This is a genomic window from Ruegeria sp. AB9 (assembly GCF_056542585.1).
The window spans coordinates 1-17941 of record NZ_JBQGAA010000031.1 but is presented as its reverse complement, the minus strand read 5'-3'; the positions used below and the strand labels follow the sequence as shown (position 1 = coordinate 17941).

Sequence of the window (17941 nt, the reverse complement as noted above, 5' to 3'; positions counted from 1 at the left end):
GCTGCTTCATTGGGTGAGTACGAATTGCGCGCGGGGGCATCCTGGGACATGCCCGTCATCGCCACGTTGCCCAAGGGTTTGACCGAAGTTTGGGTATATCGGTGCGCCGCTGGTGAAAGCGATGAAAGCTGGTGTGCGATACAGGCCGGAAATGCCACCGGCTGGATGGCATTCCCGGAACCTCCGGTCGATCTGGATCATCGGCGACCGACTGAACCTCCCGAGGGTTGATCAGTCCGGCCTTGTCGCCAGCAACGGCCACATCGAGTTCAGACGTAGATTTTCGAAGGTCAGCCACCCGGTGGTATTAGTGGCCACATTTTCGACTTCTACCCACAACAGATCGTCAGAATACTCGCACCGATCCGTCAGTCTCAACTCTCCACCAGATCCGTCGCCGTTAAGTTTGCTCTGCGGCGACTGAAGCGAAGCTTTGATATGTACCGCGGACGGGTCATAAATTTCGACCTCACTGAGCAGGTCAAGGATAGTGTCACTGAACCAAGCCTTTACAGAGTCGAAAAAACGGGTTTCGACAAAGTTCAGCCATTCTTTTTCGGTGTCCCGACCGCACCCGATTGAGGCGGCCAGAAATCCCAATGTCAGCTTGCTTTGAGCCGCCGTCTCAGCGGGGCACAGCCCGCCGGGCCCGTCGGGATTTTGTCCCAATTCCGAACAGGTCGTCGTGTCCGGCTCGACATCCATCCAGAAACCACCCGTCCCAAGCGCCGTGATGGAACAGCCCCAATTGTAATAAACACTGTCGAACCCCCCGCCTATGTGGCTGGGAAAGGTCAAACCAGCACTGCCTGCAGAGGACATTGCGGTGTCACCAATGACGTTAACAAGCGAAGACTGCATATTTTCGAATTCGAAGAAATGCGGGTTGAAGTCGTTGGTGGAATCTATCGCATCGATACCGCCCGCACGGAACGCATTGCTGATTTCTGATCGCGGCCCGTTCCAAATTGCTGAATTGCACAAAAGAGCCACCTGTTCCATTCTCAGATCACCGGGCATCGCCAATCTGGCCTCCGGCCCGCTGGACATTGGAATAAGGCCCGCATGCCAGCCGTCGATATCCCCGGTCAATTCTCCTTTGGGTTCATCAAGGGTCGAGGCCCGCAGCGCCCGCGCCAGCAAGCGTCGGCGTGGGGATTCACTCGGTTGTGCCTCTAGCTGTCGTGCCAGCCATTCATGAAACTGCTTTCGCTGCTTGCGGTTTCCGGCTGGCATCGTCAGGTCCAGTATGCCGCCAGTTTCAATCTGGCTGCCACCGGCTGCGATAAACAAGGCCGCACAGGCACCGGCGCATCGGGCCTCATCCAGAATAATCAGATCGTCAATCAGCCAACTGCCTTCGCCGGACTTCAGCGCGTTAAGCTCGGCCGCGATTTTCATCGCTTCGTCCCAGTCTCCACCGTCAAAATTCAATGCAACCTTCAATCCTAGCCGTAGTGCTTCATACAGCTTTTCTGCATCGCCTGCGCGAATGTCTCCGGATAGTTCAACAACTGGCGGACACTCTTCGTCGTCGCAGGGTAAAGTCCATTCCAACTCCGACGTGCCCGGGAAAATGGGTCTGAGCTCGCTCACATGCCTTGAAAGATCAGGGCGCTCAATAACCTCGGCATTTAGATTGGTCGCTGACAACAGCAATAATCCGGCAACAAAGAATATTTTCGATTTCAATAGTTTAGCTTTCTATTGATTTTGGAATTTGCATCACCCTAACCAGAGTGATCTCACAGAGCAATAATCAGCTATAGATTGACCGCCCCCCATCGGAGCACCCCCGCAGAGAATTCCCGCCGCGCCCGTTTGTCAGGCAGGTTCGCGGCAGGAAACAGTCGATCAGTTGCCCTGCTCAAACCAGGCCCTACCAGCCGTAATCGGTACCATAGGGTTTTCCGTTTGGACGCGAATTGCGACCATCAAGATGATTGCAGATGCTGGAATCGTTGAGTGAAGACTTCAAAGAAACATTTTGAAGGAACTTCAAATACGGTTGGCCGCGATTGGTCGTGCATTTGTACTGTTTGTGCGTACTTTTAAAGCAAATCGTGTCGCCTTTGTCGATCGAGGTGCTGTGGGATTGGCAATACGCCAAGGATACCTGCGGGATGATAACGAGCAAAGCGGCGCTCAGGATAGTTTTCATTTCTTTTGAACCTTGTCTTCAGTGACTTCGAGCCATCCGGCCCGGCCACAGGATTTCATCTGGGTCAACCAGGTTCATGTGTCAGATTGCACATGTCGCATCGTTTTTTTGTAGCCCACAGAGCCCTTTGGGTCCGGTTCCTTTGTAAAGGTTCAGCTTTTTGGCTTTTCCACTGGCAAGTCGGCGCTCAGCGGAAGACGGATGAACTGACTTTGCGAGTTGGCGCGGGTCTTCTGCATGACGGCTGCTAGTTGATTGTGGGTACATCCTTCGTCGACGTCGCGCCGAGACGTAATATCCCGAACGGTCTGTGCCGTTTACAAGCATCTCGCAAACTTCGGCTTCGCTATCCTGCCATTGGAGCAGGGCCAACGCGCCTCGGCGCTGGAGCGATTGTGCCATGGAACCGGGCGATTGAAGTGCCGCAGAATGACCGCTTCATTGGCGCCTAAAAACAACGTGACACTCCCCTTTGTACCGGTTTCAATCAGAATTTTGCTGCCTCAGTTGGTTCAACAGGCGCTGTGAAACGTCGTCGCCTTCATCGGCCGCCAGCTGCAACAGCACTTTCCCGGCTTCAATCTCCCCGATTTCCAACATCAGGTAACCAAGTTTACGTTGGGATTTCACGTAACCCTGATCTGCTGACAATCCCCAAAGATATGCGGCACGGGTGATATCAGGCTCGGTCCCATTACCGTGGAAATACATGGATGCTGCATTGTGCTGCGCCCAGGCATTGCCAAGGTCTGATGCCAATTCGTAAAGAACCAACGCCCGTTCCAGATCAACCGGCGTGCCATGTTCTCCGTTCGCTCTGATGTAGCCCAGTCGGGCCAGCGAGAGCGGGTCTCGCGATGCACCGGCATCCCGAAAATAGGCAATGGCCTTGTTCATATCGCGCGGCACCAATTCACCCTCTCGGTATAATTGCCCCATCTTACGTTGAGCCGTGGGATAACCCTCGTCAGCCGATTTTCGGTAGTATTCCAACGCCCTGGACATGTCCTTGGCCACGCCCTCGCCGTTTTCGTACATGGATCCAACATTGTGTGTCGCCATCCCGAACCCAAGGTCCGAGGCCTTCTTGTACCACGCGAACGCGGCCTCCTGGTTCTCGGAAACTGACTTTCCGGCGCTATATAGCCAGCCCATGCTGTTCATGGCCAGACGACTGCCACCTTCTGCGGCCTGTTCCGCAATGACCCGTGCCCGGTCATACTGCAGGTCTTTCGAAAGCGCGCGGGCATATGTGGCCAGCGCTTCGGGGTGGATGTCGGCGCGCGGGTCGTGCGGCAGCGTCTCGCAGGCTGCCAGAGCGAAGTCCACGTCGATATCCTTGAAATTCACGCCCCGGAAAGCAGGCATCTGACCATGAGCGGCGGCGGCTTTGATGCAGTTGACCTCCCGGCCATAAAGCTCGCGGTCGATGGACCCAACGGGCAAGTTCGCCAGTTCCTCAAGCGAGTCGCGCGACAGAAGCGGCCCGTCCAGCATGGCCAGAATATTCTCGTCCACACTGTTGGTATCCTCGCCTCCGGCTGTTTCGGGCACCGGTTCCGGGCATTGCTCCAGCTCAGCGTCCAGCAAAGCTGTAAAAGAGGCGTCGGCCAGCTGATCCTGAAGCTGCCATACACGGTCGCAGTCTACGCCGTCCGTCTTGACTGCAACGATCTCGTCAAAATGGGCACAGTTCTCGGGTGACGCCGCAAGGGCGCCCAGCAGGGCCAGATGGTCCGCAGGGTCCAGTCCGCCCACGTTGTTTCCAGTCAGAAAGTCCCGACATTGGTTCGCATACGCACTGGTCGCAAGCAGCACCGAGATCGCCCCTGCAGCTAAATTTTTCATCACATCGGCACTCCCGCTCTGAATAGTGTGACCCCTCTACGGGTCAGGTTATGGTTTGATTTGGCGTTACAGGGCTATTTCGACCTAAAACAGATCGGTCATTGCGACATCAAAATCCTTCCCCCGCGCAGGAGTACTTTCCCCGATACGCGATCAACTTCATTCCCATAGCTGTCAAAAAGAACAAAAGCGTTTTCTTCGATGCGGTACAGATATCCATTTGCCCACCCATCGAACTGGCCAATGGACATCCAACGTTTTTCTTTCCGATAATAGGTATCTGGTTTGTCGTCGTCCCCACTGAGCCCAAGGATAGTACCGTCCAGTCCGGGCATTTTGTTTCCTACCCAGGTTTTGTCATCATCCCGTTGAGAAATGGGAGTGTCCGTGCCGTTTTGGACATGGCTCGCCCACTTGGGTCCCGCATACCATGCCGGGTATACAACCACATAGTTCGTCAAATCCAAAAACCAGAAATCAGGATCTTGCGTGCTGTATTCTCCTCCAGACCCTCGTGAAGCAACCAACGTTGAGGTGCTGAGGTCAAAGTCGGTCAGGGTTATCGTTTCTTGCCGTTCGCTCCCAATCAACAACCGCGGCTCCCCTTTGATCCAGACGTCGCGTACAAAGCCGGGCTGGTCGGCTTTCACCGGCGGGCCGAACGTGAAATCCAACGCGGGCTCGATGGGAATGGCCGCCGAAATGAAGCTCTGGGTTCGGGATCCTTCGTCATCGCTGCAACTGCAGCCCCAATACTGACGGACCAATAGAAACAGCCTTTGGTCTTCTGGGTCTCCAGAAGCATAAACATCAAATTCGTAGTTATTGTCAGGAAACGAAATGTTCCGTTCTGACACCTTCGCACCGTTCTGATCAAACAATTCCAACTGAAAGGACCAGTTCAGCTTGGTATCTTTGTAATCCGGTTCACTGTGACGAACCGTGGCACAGACAAAATAGTCGTTCAGATAGAATACCTCGGAAACCGAGGTCCGATTGCTTTCGTACAGCAGGCTTTTTTCATATCGAAAAATCTCCGGGTGCCGGATTTCCTCTGTTACATTCCAGTCTCCGCACGCAAACTCCGGAACCTTGATTGAAATTTGCTGATCGGCTGAGAGGAAATGGATGAACTCATAGGGCGATTCAGGGACTAGACTGACCTTTCGCGCGTTCAGGTGCTCCAACATCTCTTGTTCTGCCAGAGCAATCAGGTCCAACTCGGCCGTAGCTTGTTCGGCAAGGTCTTCGTTCAGCACGTCTAACAAAGGGCTGCCTTCCGGGGAGTCTAAACCGTCCAGAAAGATGCTCACCCCGGCATTTACCTGCTCGGCCTCGGCCTTTTCCTGGTCGGTGCCCGTGGCCGCAACGCTGGTGTGATACTCCTGCATCTGCTTGATCAACGCTATTTGCTCCCGAACCGCCTCGGGCCCGGGCAATTGAGCATTCTCCGCAATCCGCTTCGGCAGGACATCCGGGTAATCGGGGATATTCGCCTGCCCCCAGGCGGCAAGACGCTGGACTGTCGAGGTGATGGTTTCGGCTTTGCGTGCTTGTTCAGAGAAGTGCTTTTTCAGCACGACAAGGTCGAAGTCCACACGCACAACATGGAGCTTTCCGACCGAGAACCCCTGCGTGTAGATTTCTTTTGCCTCGTCCACCGTCAGGTGCCGATACAGGCTTTCGTCCTGAAATTCGGCAGACTGGTTCGACATGCGGAAAAACAGCCGGTCCCAGTTTCGCGCACCCGGCGTGTTGTAGCTGGGCTCGCCGGGTTCTTCGGACAGGGACCCGGTGTTGAACCGCATATAAACCGTTCCCCCGGAAATGGCCGGGCTGTCGATCCGTGCAGCAAGCTCGATATTGTAGGGCCGCGCTTTGCCTTCAGGGTCGATCTCGGCAATGTCGCGGACTTCGACAAAGTCCGATTGCCCGTATGGTCTGACACACGCACTTCCCCAAGGTTGTAGCCCCCAGGCCAGATGGGACATGATGACCGGTTCCTTAAGCAGCAACGAAAGCTCAAGTTCGACCTGGTATTTGATCCCCAGACCTTCTCTGGATTCGGTCGAGCCGAAGAAAGGCGTGCAAGACCCATCTACAGATCCGGTCAATTCAAAGGAATAGCTCGTTTGCGTTTCTGCAAGAACCATATTTGCGGAAGAAACACATGCAAGAGCACAGAATTTCACCAGTGTTTTCAATCGCTCGATCAAAGCCAACACCTTTTTCTTTTTGCCTGTCTTGAAGGGGATGCCTGCATGATGCAGCCCCACCTCCAGATCGCGCGACCTGAACAGAACAAACCGCGTCCACAATCACCAGAATGCACATATTCAATGGAAAGGCATCCGTCTTTCATGTGCAATTTGGCACATACCGTGGAAATTTCTTGCCTGATACAAAGCCTTATGCTGTCCTTGCGGTCCAAACTTTCGGAAAGACCCAAGAAGTACAGGCAGAGATGAACATAGTAGACCATGACCTCATCAGTCATATTTACCGATCGGTAACGGACAGTTCCCCATTCTCTCAACCGCTTGAAAAATTCGCCGCGCGCTATGGCGCGGCAGCGGCTCAAGTGCTGCTGAATGACCACGCGGAGCCTGTCCTGAGTGGCGTTTATCTCAGCCCATACCACCTGGACCCGGTGCGTGCCGTCAAAACGCAGGAGTTCATTGAAAAATTCGCTCCAAAAGAGCAGCTGATCATTCAGAAAGGTCTGGCAACCCGGAAACGATTCCAATTTGTTACCGATGAGGAGGGCTACGGAATGCCGTCCTCGGAAATTCCGGCAAACGTCTGGAGCAGCGAACACCTTGGGGTTGAACGGCGGTGCATTGCCCGTTTGTCCGAAACACCTGTTTTCTCTGATGCAATGGCATTGAACTTTCCGACCGGGCATCCGGGTTTCAATCCAAACTGGTCCCAGGATTTGACCGCCTACTTACAACATTTCGCAGTGGCTTTGGAAATGCTGCGGCCTTTCCGGTTGCTACAGGTTCGATTCAACGCTGTTGCATCGGTTCTGGACAGGATGAAGGTCGGTATCGGCATTCTGACTGCGGTTGGAGAGCTGATTCACAAAAACAACCGGCTGGACGGCATTCTTCAGCAAGGCGACGGGCTGTCCCTTAGCCGGGCCGGAATATTGCGCACCTCTGCCATGGCCCAGGATGCGCAGGCGGACTTCCATTCAGGGCTCCGCGAAATCACCTCGGGCCGGTTTGATAGTGGAGGTGATATCCGGTTCACTGTCGATCGCCCGTCCAAGAAGTTGCCTTACGTGGCCAATCTCTGTGCCCTCGCGCCGCTCTTGACCGGCACGCCCGAAGCGGAAGGCTTTGCAGCTCTGATCGTCAAGGACCCTGCTTCGGAGGACCACTTGTCGGTTACATCACTGCAAGAAATTTGTGGTCTGACGGCCAGTGAAGCCGAAGTTTGTGAACTGCTTGTTAATGGCGCGTCGATAAGCGAAGTCGCCGAGCAACGCGATGTGAGCGAGGGCAGCACACGCAATCAGCTTGCTTCGGTCATGAATAAAACCGGCACCAACTCTCAAAGTCAGCTTGTCCGCCTGGCGATGAGCGCCGACCTACCCGTGGAACAGCCGGACAAAACAGTGAATTAACCGAGCCTCTTGTAGATTCACATTGCATTTCCGCTGAACCACTGTTCTGAACGTTAAAGCGGCAAGGAAGAAATGTGTACGGCATCGTCAAGGTGTTGACCTTGCACAATCAGCTGCACAGCGCGCTTACTCTCGACGTAAACCACTGGGTGCTGATGGGCGCGGTTAACGTGTTCCTGCTGATTGCCGGATTCTTCCTGCCGCCGGTGGCGGTGATCCTGATGGCGGCCCCGATCCTGCTACCGATCATCACCGCCGCTGGTTTTGACCCGATCTGGTTGCGCGGTTTCATCTGGGTAACGGCGCGCTTGTTCACGCGGTTCTTGCCGACGCCGATACTTCGGACAAAGACACGACCCAACCAGGTGGAACTACGGTCAACTATCTTTATGATCTGACCCGCGTGGTCCAGAATCACGAGCAATTTGCCAACACCCGCGAGGTGATCGCCTCGTCCGAGGTCAAATCCATTGCTGCATCCGCCTCACTCCCTTCACCACAAGAAAGGTAAACTCATGGCTAACCCTCTTTATGACGGCCTGTTCGGCATTCATGCTGGCAAAGATACACCTTTTTTGCTTCTGCTGGATGGGACAGCCGTCACTCATCAGGGTTTTCTGAACACTGCAGCGCAAATCGCGCATGTTGCAACTCAGTTGGGCCTGAAACCCGGCGACCGTGTTGCGGCGCAGATCGAGAAGTCGCCCGAAGCGCTGGCGCTTTATGCAGCCTGCGCACAGGCCGGCCTGGTTTTCCTGCCCCTGAACACCGCCTACACGGCGGATGAACTGACTTATTTCATCGAAAACAGCGGCGCGTCTCTGATCGTCTGCGATGGCAGAAATGAAGAAAAGCTAAGACCTGTCGCTGCGCAATTGGGGGCCAAGGTCGAAACCCTGAACGCCGATGGGACCGGTTCCCTGATGGAACTGGCCGCGGCCATGCCCGGTAGTTTCGAAACCGCCGACCGTGACGGAGAAGATCTGGCCGCGTTCCTCTACACATCGGGGACCACAGGCCGGTCGAAAGGCGCGATGTTGACCCAGAATAACCTGCTGTCGAATGCGCACACACTGGTTGAAGAGTGGCGCTTTACGTCCGATGACGTGCTGCTGCATGCGTTGCCGATCTTTCACACCCATGGGCTGTTTGTGGCAACCAACATAATGCTGGCCGTAGGGGGACGCATGATCTGGCTACCCAAATTCGATCTGGACCAGATCATAGACAGGATGCCCAGTGCCACATCGATGATGGGTGTACCAACCTTCTACACGCGTCTCTTGGGCGACGACCGTTTCACCAGGGATCTGACTGCCCATATGCGCCTGTTCGTGTCTGGTTCGGCCCCGCTGCTTGCCGAAACCCATGTGCAGTTCGAAGGTCGTACTGGTCACCGCATTCTTGAACGCTATGGCATGACCGAGACCAACATGAACACCTCAAACCCCTATGACGGCGACCGCCGCGCGGGAACGGTGGGTTTTCCTTTGCCGGGGGTTGAATTGAAAATCTGCGATTCAGAAGGCTCCCCCTTGCCGCGAGGCGAGATTGGCGAAATCGAGGTGCGTGGCCCGAATGTGTTCAAGGGCTATTGGCAAATGCCGGAGAAAACCGCTGCAGAACTGCGCGAGAACGGGTTCTTTATCACCGGCGATCTGGGTCGCATTGATGAAGATGGGTACGTCCATATTGTTGGGCGCAACAAGGACCTGATCATCTCGGGTGGCTACAACATCTATCCCAAGGAAATCGAGCTGGTTCTGGACGACCAGCCGGGTGTGCTGGAAAGTGCGGTGATCGGTGTGCCGCATCCCGACTTTGGCGAAACCGTATTGGGTGTGATTGTGGCCGAGCCGGGTCAGTCCCTGGACCTGGACGTAATGATGAGCGCCGTGCGTGACAGTCTGGCGCGATTCAAACATCCGCGTAAGCTGATTCAACTGGATGAACTGCCCCGCAACACGATGGGCAAGGTCCAAAAGAACATACTGCGTGACCAGTACAAGGACATGTTTGTAACCGCGTAAGACGACGGGCCCCGCCCCGACGGCCCGTCTTCTCGACAACGCTGCGGGTCCTTCTTCAACGGCCAGAGCCGACACAAACGTTTTGCGTTCTGGCCGTTGGTTTTTTGCCTCTCGGAGTTCCCCAATATGTATGAGAAAATTCTTGTTCCCGTCTCATTCGACACTGATCGCGATGCGCAGAAAGCGGTTGCTGTCGCGCAGAACGCTTCGCTCGGAAGGAGGTCGCATAACACTTTTGCATGTGATTGAGTGTCTGCCGCAATATACCAGCGATCTGCTGCCCGCAAACCACCTATAATCGGCTAAAGCCACCATCATGGACAAGTTGAAACCGCTTCTGAATGAGGTGGCAGGTGCCGATATTGAAATTGTCGAAGGTCATGCAGGTCGTGGAATCTTCGATTGCGCCACGTCGCGTCAAGCCGATTGCATCGTCATTGCGAGCCATCGGCCCGGTTTGCAGGACTATCTTCTGGGTCAACTGCGGCGCACGTCCTAAGACACGCACACTGCGCGGTACACGCCATCAGGTGACCCTAAGTCGTACCTGTACTGCTGCGAAAGCAAACGCTCGGACAAAAGTGCTTCCATCGTACTGATCGTACTTGGCCCGACGGGTGCGGTGAAGGATACCACGACACACTCAAGACGCCCAATGCAGAAGCTGAATGCTGTGTCTGCGGTGGAACTAATTTCAAGCAGCGCCCTGACGACACTGCCGAAACTGTCGCCACGCGTTTGACCGCCTATCACGATAAGACATTGCTTCTGATAAATTCTTTCGCTGGAAAATCCGCTCTTCGCTGTGTGAACGCGATGGGCCCGATTGACGAAATCCCGCAAAACATGCGCGCGATAGTCACTTCGGCCTTACTGTAATACAGGGTCGCGCTCAACGTAGATATCGGCCTGAATCATACCAATTGCTCGACGTGAATCCCTTTGGTCAACATATCCTAAAAAAGCCTGTGAATTCTTTGAAGCTCCAGACTGAGTAGTGACTTGAAACTCTCAGCCAAGATTGATGGCGGTCGATGAGCCGGCTGAAGAACGGATACCTGTAACACAACCCTTGGCGCAAAGGGACGAAAGACAATGCCGCTTTCACTACCCAGTGCGTCGATATGGCCGGCTGCTGTGATCGGATCGCATACACAGTAACACAGCCCGTTTTCAACCAACGTCATGGCCGGGTGAAAGTTCCGCAGTTCGAACCGCTGATTGAACCGTGCACCCATAGATTTGAAAGCCGCCTGAGTGTCGATGAGGTTGGGATGACCTTCGGGCAGGGCGGCCATAGGCGCGTTATCCAGATCAGTTGCGGTAATTTGCGTTTTGCTGGCCAGCGAATCCGAAGCAGGCAACGCACAGACACAAGCCATTTCGAAATCCTCGCTCAACGTGGCGTTGGATTTGGTCGAGGTCTCGGTCACCCCGATGTCATATTGCTGCGAAGCGATCCATTCTTCGATTACCTGAGAGCCCCGCATCATGAGCGAGACCTTTACGTCTGGTTTGTCTTTGAGGAACGCCGCGATAAGCTGAGGCATTACTACTAACGCGGCAGCCGGCATGCAGGCGATGTTGAGCCGTCCCTGCGACATGGTGCCGATTTCGTGCATTGTACGAGTGGATAGGGCCAACCTGTCCAGGATCGCGTCGGCTTCACCCAGAAAGTACTTTGCTTCGGGTGTAGGCGCCATCTTGCCGCGCTGACGGCGGAACAGGGCAATACCAAGTTCAGCCTCAAGATTGGCGATCAGAGCGCTGACGGCGGGTTGGGTCCGCCCCAGGATTCGCGCCGCATCTGACACAGATCCAGTGCGCATCACTTCTCGGAAGGCTTGCAATTGTCGGAAGCTCAGGTTCACGGGCGTTGATATCCTTGTCGTTTTCATAAATCCATAAGGCAACTCTATATATTAATCAATTTAATCGCTTTGACTTAATACGTGTGGCCAGCAAGTTTCCTCGGCACGGATGCAAAACCTGCATACCGCCCAGAGGGAGGGGAACATGACACGCATCTTCAGTGTCCTGCTGACAGTTTTGATCTGTTTGGTCGCACTGGGCCAGTTTGTGCAGGTAATCACACGGTACGTTCTGGAAATTCCTGTCATGGGGCTTGAGGAAAGCCTGCTGTACCCGACACTCTGGCTTTACATGCTGGGTGCGGTCAACGCGTCCCGCGAGAACACTCATATCCGCGCCAACGTGCTGGAGATTTTTCTGACCACGGAACGTCAGCATCAGGTGTTGGCCATCGTTGGTGAGGTGATCAGCCTGATTGTTGGATGCTGGCTGACAATGTGGGCCTGGAATTTCACCAAATACTCGCTCCGTGTCTGGCGCGAAAGCCCGACTCTGTACCTGCCCACCTTCTACGTCGACGTCGCGCTTTTTGCCGGGATGGTTCTGATGATGGTTTTTACCGCCTGGCACCTCATAGGCCATATTCGCGCCGTTTTTGTCTCAACTGCCCCCCGGAAGGAAGCCTGAAATGATCGAGGTTGCACTGTTTGCAGTTCTGGTTCTCGTCATATTGCTAACGCTGGGCGTGCCTTTGCCCTACTGTTTTGGCGCTGGACTGATGGTGATGTACTACGCCGGTGACGTTGTGATGAAGGGCAACATGCTCTGGGGGTTCCAGCAATTGGGCAACCCGGTGCTGCTGGCCATCCCTTTGTTCGTTTTGGCGGGTACGATCATGAGTGTCTCTGGTATTGCAGCCAGCCTGCTGAACTTCGTCAACATCTTCATCGGCCATCTGCGTGGCGGCTTGGGTGTCGTGGCCACTGTGTCCTGCGCTTTGATCGGGGCCATTTCGGGTTCTGGTCTGACTGGGGTGGCGGCCATTGGCCCGCTGCTGATCCCCGAGATGGAGAAACAGGGTTATCCCCGCGAATACGCCACGGCCTTGATCGCCAATGCTTCTCTGCTTGGGTTGTTGATCCCACCTTCTGTTACCATGATCGTGTATGGCTGGGTCACCGATACGTCGATCCTTGCCTGCTTTCTGGCCACGCTTGGTCCTGGTTTGTTGATCATGGCAAGCTTCTCGGTGGTCAATATCCGAATGGCCCGCAAGTTCCCGTTGCAGCTGAACGAAGCGCCCAAAGGGGCCGAATTTGTGGCCGAAGCCACCAGCCGTGGGCTAAAGGCGACCCCGGCGCTGCTGATGCCCGTGATTATTCTGGGCGGCATCTACGGCGGCATCATGACCCCGACAGAAGCTGCTGCTGTGGCAGTGATCTACGCTATCCCGGTTGGCTTTCTGATCTACAAGGGCTTGGACGTTCGCACCTTCTTCGGAGCCGGCAAAGAGGCCGCCACGTCTGTCGGCGCGATCATGTTGATGATCCTGTTTTCGATGATCCTGTCGCAGATGTTCGTGCTGGAAAGTGTACCGCAGGCCATCGTTCAGGCGATCTTTGCCATCACTGAAAACAAGGCGCTGCTGTTGGTGCTGATCAACATCTTGCTGTTTCTGGTGGGCATGGTGGTCAATGACGTCACTGCCATCATCCTGATCGCCCCGCTCTTGCTGCCGTTGATGCAGGCCATTGGCGTCAGCCCGATCCAATTCGCTGCGATCATGGGCGTCAATACCGCTATGGGCGGGGTGACACCGCCCTATGCCTCGATCCTGTATCTGGGCGCCCGCATCGGACAAGTGCCGGTGACCAAGGTCATTCGTCCTGCCATGACCCTCATTTTGCTGGGCTATCTGCCGGTGGTGTTCCTGACCAGCTTCTGGCCGGATCTGTCGATGTGGCTGCCCCGCTTCTTTGGCTACTGACAAATCGAATTCCGAACCGTTCAACCCTACTCATCATCCACCTGGAGGAGACAACCTAATGATGAACTTCCTGAAATCCACCTGCGTTGCTGCAGCGCTGACTGCAACGGCCGGTATGGCGATGGCAGAGACGCTGAAAATCAGTCATATCCGCCCGCAGGGCGCAACCATTGACAACGAACTGCGTGTTTTTGCCGATGATTTGAAGACTGCAACAGATGGGTCGCTTGAGCTGAACCTGTTCCCGGCTTCGGCGCTGGGTGATTATACCTCGGTGCAGGAACGCATCTCGGTTGGTGCTATCGACATGGCCGTACAGCCCGCTGCCACCGCAGTGGATCGGCGTATGCAGATCTCGGCCTTTCCCTATGTGGCTGCCAATTGGGCCGAGGCCAAGCAGATCTACGGCCCCGGCGGTGCCATCTATGACGCGATGAAAGAGCTGTATGCCAAGCAGGACATCACCATGCTGGCAGCCTATCCGGTCTATTTCGGCGGTGTCGCCCTGAACACCGACGCCGTGAACCCTGGTGATCCCTCTGCAGCCAAAGGCATCAAGGTTCGTGTCCCCGGTATCAAGAGCTTTCAGCTGACCGCAGATGCTCTGGGGTACATTTCTTCGCCGATCCCGTTTTCCGAGGCATTCACCGCGGTGCAAACCGGCGTGGTCGATGGTGTCGTGGGCTCGGGTGCTGAAGGCTATTATGCCTCGTTCCGCGACGTGACCACCACCTATGTGCCGGTGAACACACATTTCGAAGTTTGGTACATGATCGTCAACTCGGGAACGCTGGCCGAACTAAGTGATGAAGACCGTGCCGCGCTGGAACAGGCGGCAGTCGCATTCGAAGCCAAGCGCTGGGAAACAGCCGAGGCAGATCAAGGCGCGTTTGAACAAAAACTGGCTGATAATGGCGCCACGATCGTATCGCTCAGTGATGAGGAACTGGCTGCAACCGCTGAACATGTTCGTGCGCAGGTTTGGCCGCAGGTCCTCGAAGATGTCGGTCAGGATTGGGGTCAGTCGATCCTGGATAAGATTGGTAATTAAACCGGATCGGCCCTGACCAAGGGAAAGGAGCTTCCTCCCGGCTCCTTTCCCGCCCAAAACCTTAACCGGAGCCCGCAGATGTTTCGATCCTTACGCAGTTCCAAAGATGAACGGGTCCAGCTGACGGTGAATGGTGAGCTGGTCGAGGCCTACGCTGGCCAGTCAGTCTGGTCAGCCATGGCAGTGAACGATCACACAATCACCCGGAAGGCAGCTTTGTCGGGCGAAGACCGAAGCGCCTATTGCGCCATGGGTGTGTGCTTTGAATGCATGGTAGAGATTGACGGTTTGCCTAATCAGCAAGCCTGCCTGAGGCTGGTTGCCGACGGTATGGTTGTTGCAACGCAAATCATCGAGGAAACGACTGAGGCAAAAGATGCAAGCCTTTGACTGCGCCATTATCGGCGCTGGGCCAGCGGGCATGTCTGCTGCTGTGGAACTGGCGCAAGCTGGCGTCAGTGTTGCGGTCCTGGACCGCGGAGTGCAAGCAGGAGGGCAAATCTATCGTGCTGTAGCAAACAGCCCATTACCCGACGCACGGAAACTCGGGTCCGAATACACCGAAGGCGCGGCATTGGTTGAGGCGTTCGAAAAAGCCGACGCCACTCATTTTTCCCAGGCCGACGTTTGGCACGCCGGTGATGACGGCCGAATTTTGTTTTCCCGCAAGGGCGAGACGCATGAGTTGCAGTGCCGGGAAATGATTGTATGCCCGGGCGCAATGGAGCGTTCCATGCCAATTCCCGGTTGGACTTTGCCCGGCGTGATGACCGCCGGTGCTGCGCAGGTGATGCTCAAATCCGACGCCACCGTCGCCGAAGGGGCCATCTTTGCCGGATCCGGTCCGCTGCTTTACCTGATCGTTGCGCAATACCTCAGGCTTGGTGTGCCGGTGGCTGCGTTAGTAGATACCACCCCGTGGCACAACTATCTTGTCGCGGCCCCAATGCTGCCTCGCGCCCTGCGCTGTTTACCCTTGTTGAAAAAAGGGCTGACCCTTTTGCGGGAAATCCGAAGGGCCAGAGTGAAAACTTATAGAGGTGCCAGTGCGCTGCAGGTTCTTGGCAATGGCCGCGCCACAGGCTTACGGTTCACCGCTGCTGGCAAAACTCACGACATCGCAGCGCCCACAATCTTTCTTCATCATGGGGTTCAATCCAACCTGAACATGACCCGCGCCATGGATCTGGATCATAAGTGGAATCGGCAGCAACTGTGCTGGCAGGTAAAGACGGATGCATTTGGTCAATCTTCAGTCCCACACATCTCGGTCGCCGGGGATGGGGCCGGGATTGTCGGTGCGGATGGCGCACGTTTCACCGGACGCTTGGCGGCATTGAACGTTCTTCACCGGCTGGGTCGCCTGACGCTTGCAGAACGGGATCGCGCGGCTGCCACTGATCTGGCTGCCCTGGACAGGATGACACCGTTTCGTGCGTTCATCGATCGGCTGTATCGGCCGACCAAGGCCTTGCGCCTGCCAACCGACCCAACAACAGTGGTCTGCCGCTGTGAAGAACAAAGCCTTGAACAGTTGCGTGCGGGTTTTGATCAGGGCGCAAGGGACCCAAACGCGCTCAAAATGCAGACCCGCTGTGGAATGGGACCCTGTCAGGGTCGCCAATGCGGACATGTCGTGGCTGCGTTGCTGTCGGAGTGGCGAAACGATCCTCCCGAGACAATCGGGTATTATCGCCTGCGCAGTCCGCAGCGGTTGCTGACGCTTGACGAACTGAGCCAGTTCCATTCGGCCTCAGCAGGGGCAGCGGAATGAACGCGGACGTACTCATCATCGGGGGCGGCATTCAGGGATGTGCGACCGCTTATCACCTGGCGCGTCAAGGCGCGTCCGTAGTTGTTCTGGAAAAGGACTATATCGCGCGCCATGCTTCCGGTGTAAACGCGGGCGGCGTGCGGTTGTTGGGGCGGGATATCGCCGAGGTCCCTTTGTCCAAGAGCTCGATGGAGATGTGGCAAACTCTGTCGGAGGATCTGGGCCATGACACCGGGTTTCGTCGCCAGAGTCTGATAAATATCGCCGTTGGCGAAAAAGACATGGAAACTCTGCGCACGCGCCAAGCGATGATGCAGTCCGAAGGTCACAGATATGAACGCATCATTTCCCGCGATGAATTGCGCGAACGATTGCCACATGTGAATCCTGATTGCGTGGGCGGGGTGATCTCTGATCTGGATGGCTATGCTATCCCGTACATGGCGACCAATGCGTTCCGCCTTGCCGCAGAACGCCACGGAGCCCGGATCGTCGAAGGTGAAGAGCTGCTTGGCCTGCGCCGGATCGGAGATAGCTGGCTGGCGCAGGGTACGACGACCCGATTAGAGGCCGGCACGGTTGTAAATTGCGCTGGCGCATGGGCCGACAGGATCGCGCTGATGATCGGCGACAATGTTCCCCTCAGCCACGCTGCACCAATGCTGATGATCACTGCCCGAATGCCGCATTTTGCCAAGCCTGTCGTAGGTGCCGTCAGTCGGCAGCTTAGCTTCAAGCAGTTTGAAAATGGCACCGTTCTGATCGGCGGTGGGGCCAAAGGCTTTGCTGATCGTTCCAACAATCGGACCCGGCTGGACTATTCAAAACTGGTGGGTGCTGCACGCACAACGGTTGATTTCTTTCCAATCATGCGTCGTGCTGCCATCAACCGCATGTGGGCGGGGCTCGAAGCATATATGCCAGACAATTTGCCGGTGATCGGACCTGCTGCTAACGCCGCCCGCGCCTTTCATGCTTTTGGCTTTTCTGCTCATGGGTTCCAGATGGGCCCAGTGGTTGGGCAGGTCATGGCAGATCTGGTTCTGAAAGGGCAATCCCGCTTCGCGCTGAATGCTTTTCGTATTGATCGATATGACCGAAAAGTTCTGTAGCTCAATCTCGTCAACACACACAGCAGGAATACTAAAAATGACCATAACCCGCATGGAAACCGGCCAACGCATGAGCAAGATCGTCAAACACAACGGCACAATCTACCTGTGTGGGCAAGTCGGGGCGGGCGAATCTGTTGCCGACCAAACCCGAGACTGCCTTTCGCGGATCGACGCGTTGCTGGAACAGGCCGGGTCTGACAAGAACCACATTCTCCAAGCCGTTGTCTGGCTGGCAGACATGAAGGATTTCGCTGAGATGAACGCCGTTTGGGATGCATGGGTCGAAACCGGTCATGCACCCGCCCGCGCTTGCGGAGAGGCCAAGTTGGCTCGTGCGGAATTGAAGGTTGAGATTATCGTTACTGCGGCCGAAATTTGAACCCGAAAGGGTCCGGTCTGCTAATGGATCTGTCGCAAATTTTCGACCATTGACCTTCTTAGCTAGGGTCAGGATGCATTGATTTTCGTTGTGCCACGTGATTCACGTTTTGAAAAACGGAGCGGTGACATGAGCGACCTTTATTGGCTGACC

17 protein-coding genes and 1 pseudogene are annotated in these 17941 nt (G+C 55.5%); 14 read left to right on the top strand and 4 right to left on the bottom strand.

All coding sequences use genetic code 11. From position 1 onward, the window contains the following. The coding region (locus ACR0K5_RS24675) for an SH3 domain-containing protein (protein WP_480632179.1) at positions 1–231 on the top strand (231 nt) is incomplete at its 5' end. On the opposite strand, the gene ACR0K5_RS24670 is transcribed toward ACR0K5_RS24675, so the two are convergent. Further along, entirely contained in the window at positions 232–1692 is a 1461-nt protein-coding gene (locus ACR0K5_RS24670; RefSeq protein ID WP_480632178.1) for a hypothetical protein, read from the bottom strand. Positions 1693–1987: 295 nt separating this feature from the next. On the opposite strand from ACR0K5_RS24670, the gene ACR0K5_RS24665 reads away from it, so the two are divergent. Next, positions 1988–2170 (top strand): hypothetical protein, encoded by a 183-nt coding sequence (locus ACR0K5_RS24665; protein ID WP_480632177.1) that lies wholly within the window; start codon positions 1988–1990, stop codon positions 2168–2170. Between the two features lie 474 nt (positions 2171–2644). On the opposite strand, the gene ACR0K5_RS24660 is transcribed toward ACR0K5_RS24665, so the two are convergent. Further along, positions 2645–4009: a tetratricopeptide repeat protein gene (locus ACR0K5_RS24660; protein WP_480632176.1), complete on the bottom strand. Its 1365-nt coding sequence runs from the start codon at positions 4007–4009 to the stop codon at positions 2645–2647. A gap of 98 nt (positions 4010–4107) precedes the next feature. After that, a complete protein-coding gene (locus tag ACR0K5_RS24655; RefSeq protein ID WP_480632175.1) occupies positions 4108–6123 on the bottom strand; it encodes a hypothetical protein in 2016 nt (671 codons plus the stop codon). A gap of 350 nt (positions 6124–6473) precedes the next feature. Here ACR0K5_RS24655 and ACR0K5_RS24650 point away from each other — a divergent pair, with 350 nt between their 5' ends. The 5 genes and pseudogenes from ACR0K5_RS24650 to ACR0K5_RS24630 all read left to right on the top strand — a co-directional run bounded on the left by ACR0K5_RS24650 (position 6474) and on the right by ACR0K5_RS24630 (position 10169). Next, positions 6474–7640 (top strand): helix-turn-helix transcriptional regulator, encoded by a 1167-nt coding sequence (locus ACR0K5_RS24650; protein WP_480632174.1) that lies wholly within the window; start codon positions 6474–6476, stop codon positions 7638–7640. Between the two features lie 128 nt (positions 7641–7768). Continuing rightward, positions 7769–7918: pseudogene (locus tag ACR0K5_RS24645) on the top strand (TRAP transporter large permease subunit); the annotation flags it as partial. Beyond that, positions 7915–8151, top strand: coding sequence for a malonyl-CoA decarboxylase domain-containing protein (locus tag ACR0K5_RS24640; RefSeq protein ID WP_480632180.1), 237 nt, complete (start codon positions 7915–7917; stop codon positions 8149–8151). The pseudogene ACR0K5_RS24645 and the gene ACR0K5_RS24640, both read left to right, overlap by 4 nt. A gap of 4 nt (positions 8152–8155) precedes the next feature. Further along, the gene (locus tag ACR0K5_RS24635; RefSeq protein ID WP_480632173.1) at positions 8156–9670 is read left to right on the top strand and encodes a malonate--CoA ligase; all 1515 of its coding nucleotides are present in this window, start codon (positions 8156–8158) and stop codon (positions 9668–9670) included. Positions 9671–9986: 316 nt separating this feature from the next. After that, the gene (locus tag ACR0K5_RS24630; RefSeq protein WP_480632172.1) at positions 9987–10169 is read left to right on the top strand and encodes a universal stress protein; all 183 of its coding nucleotides are present in this window, start codon (positions 9987–9989) and stop codon (positions 10167–10169) included. Between the two features lie 457 nt (positions 10170–10626). On the opposite strand, the gene ACR0K5_RS24625 is transcribed toward ACR0K5_RS24630, so the two are convergent. Continuing rightward, positions 10627–11568 (bottom strand): LysR family transcriptional regulator, encoded by a 942-nt coding sequence (locus tag ACR0K5_RS24625; protein ID WP_480632171.1) that lies wholly within the window; start codon positions 11566–11568, stop codon positions 10627–10629. A gap of 118 nt (positions 11569–11686) precedes the next feature. Between ACR0K5_RS24625 and ACR0K5_RS24620 the strand changes: the two genes are divergently transcribed. The 7 genes from ACR0K5_RS24620 (at position 11687) to ACR0K5_RS24590 (ending at position 17788) form a co-directional block, all read left to right on the top strand. After that, positions 11687–12169 (top strand): TRAP transporter small permease, encoded by a 483-nt coding sequence (locus ACR0K5_RS24620; RefSeq protein WP_480632170.1) that lies wholly within the window; start codon positions 11687–11689, stop codon positions 12167–12169. 1 nt (position 12170) lies between these two features. After that, the gene (locus ACR0K5_RS24615; protein WP_480632169.1) at positions 12171–13469 is read left to right on the top strand and encodes a TRAP transporter large permease; all 1299 of its coding nucleotides are present in this window, start codon (positions 12171–12173) and stop codon (positions 13467–13469) included. Positions 13470–13527: 58 nt separating this feature from the next. After that, a complete protein-coding gene (gene dctP, locus ACR0K5_RS24610; RefSeq protein ID WP_480632168.1) occupies positions 13528–14520 on the top strand; it encodes a TRAP transporter substrate-binding protein DctP in 993 nt (330 codons plus the stop codon). A 78-nt stretch (positions 14521–14598) separates the two neighbouring features. Next, a complete protein-coding gene (locus ACR0K5_RS24605; RefSeq protein ID WP_480632167.1) occupies positions 14599–14910 on the top strand; it encodes a (2Fe-2S)-binding protein in 312 nt (103 codons plus the stop codon). Then, a complete protein-coding gene (locus ACR0K5_RS24600) occupies positions 14897–16294 on the top strand; it encodes an FAD-dependent oxidoreductase (RefSeq protein WP_480632166.1) in 1398 nt (465 codons plus the stop codon). The genes ACR0K5_RS24605 and ACR0K5_RS24600 overlap by 14 nt, the downstream gene beginning before the upstream one ends. Continuing rightward, positions 16291–17406: an NAD(P)/FAD-dependent oxidoreductase gene (locus ACR0K5_RS24595; RefSeq protein WP_480632165.1), complete on the top strand. Its 1116-nt coding sequence runs from the start codon at positions 16291–16293 to the stop codon at positions 17404–17406. The genes ACR0K5_RS24600 and ACR0K5_RS24595 overlap by 4 nt, the downstream gene beginning before the upstream one ends. A 37-nt stretch (positions 17407–17443) precedes the next feature. Continuing rightward, the gene (locus ACR0K5_RS24590) at positions 17444–17788 is read left to right on the top strand and encodes a RidA family protein (RefSeq protein WP_480632164.1); all 345 of its coding nucleotides are present in this window, start codon (positions 17444–17446) and stop codon (positions 17786–17788) included. Positions 17789–17941: the final 153 nt, after the last annotated feature.

Bases quoted from the DNA above. Each gene is read 5' to 3' on its own strand.
- ACR0K5_RS24650 (WP_480632174.1), top strand. From the start codon at position 6,474: ATGAACATAGTAGACCATGACCTCATCAGTCATATTTACCGATCGGTA.
- ACR0K5_RS24620 (WP_480632170.1), top strand. From the start codon at position 11,687: ATGACACGCATCTTCAGTGTCCTGCTGACAGTTTTGATCTGTTTGGTC.
- ACR0K5_RS24595 (WP_480632165.1), top strand. From the start codon at position 16,291: ATGAACGCGGACGTACTCATCATCGGGGGCGGCATTCAGGGATGTGCG.
- ACR0K5_RS24605 (WP_480632167.1), top strand. From the start codon at position 14,599: ATGTTTCGATCCTTACGCAGTTCCAAAGATGAACGGGTCCAGCTGACG.
- ACR0K5_RS24615 (WP_480632169.1), top strand. From the start codon at position 12,171: ATGATCGAGGTTGCACTGTTTGCAGTTCTGGTTCTCGTCATATTGCTA.
- ACR0K5_RS24660 (WP_480632176.1), bottom strand. From the start codon at position 4,009: ATGAAAAATTTAGCTGCAGGGGCGATCTCGGTGCTGCTTGCGACCAGT.
- ACR0K5_RS24635 (WP_480632173.1), top strand. From the start codon at position 8,156: ATGGCTAACCCTCTTTATGACGGCCTGTTCGGCATTCATGCTGGCAAA.
- ACR0K5_RS24590 (WP_480632164.1), top strand. From the start codon at position 17,444: ATGACCATAACCCGCATGGAAACCGGCCAACGCATGAGCAAGATCGTC.
- ACR0K5_RS24625 (WP_480632171.1), bottom strand. From the start codon at position 11,568: ATGAAAACGACAAGGATATCAACGCCCGTGAACCTGAGCTTCCGACAA.
- ACR0K5_RS24600 (WP_480632166.1), top strand. From the start codon at position 14,897: ATGCAAGCCTTTGACTGCGCCATTATCGGCGCTGGGCCAGCGGGCATG.
- dctP (WP_480632168.1), top strand. From the start codon at position 13,528: ATGATGAACTTCCTGAAATCCACCTGCGTTGCTGCAGCGCTGACTGCA.
- ACR0K5_RS24630 (WP_480632172.1), top strand. From the start codon at position 9,987: ATGGACAAGTTGAAACCGCTTCTGAATGAGGTGGCAGGTGCCGATATT.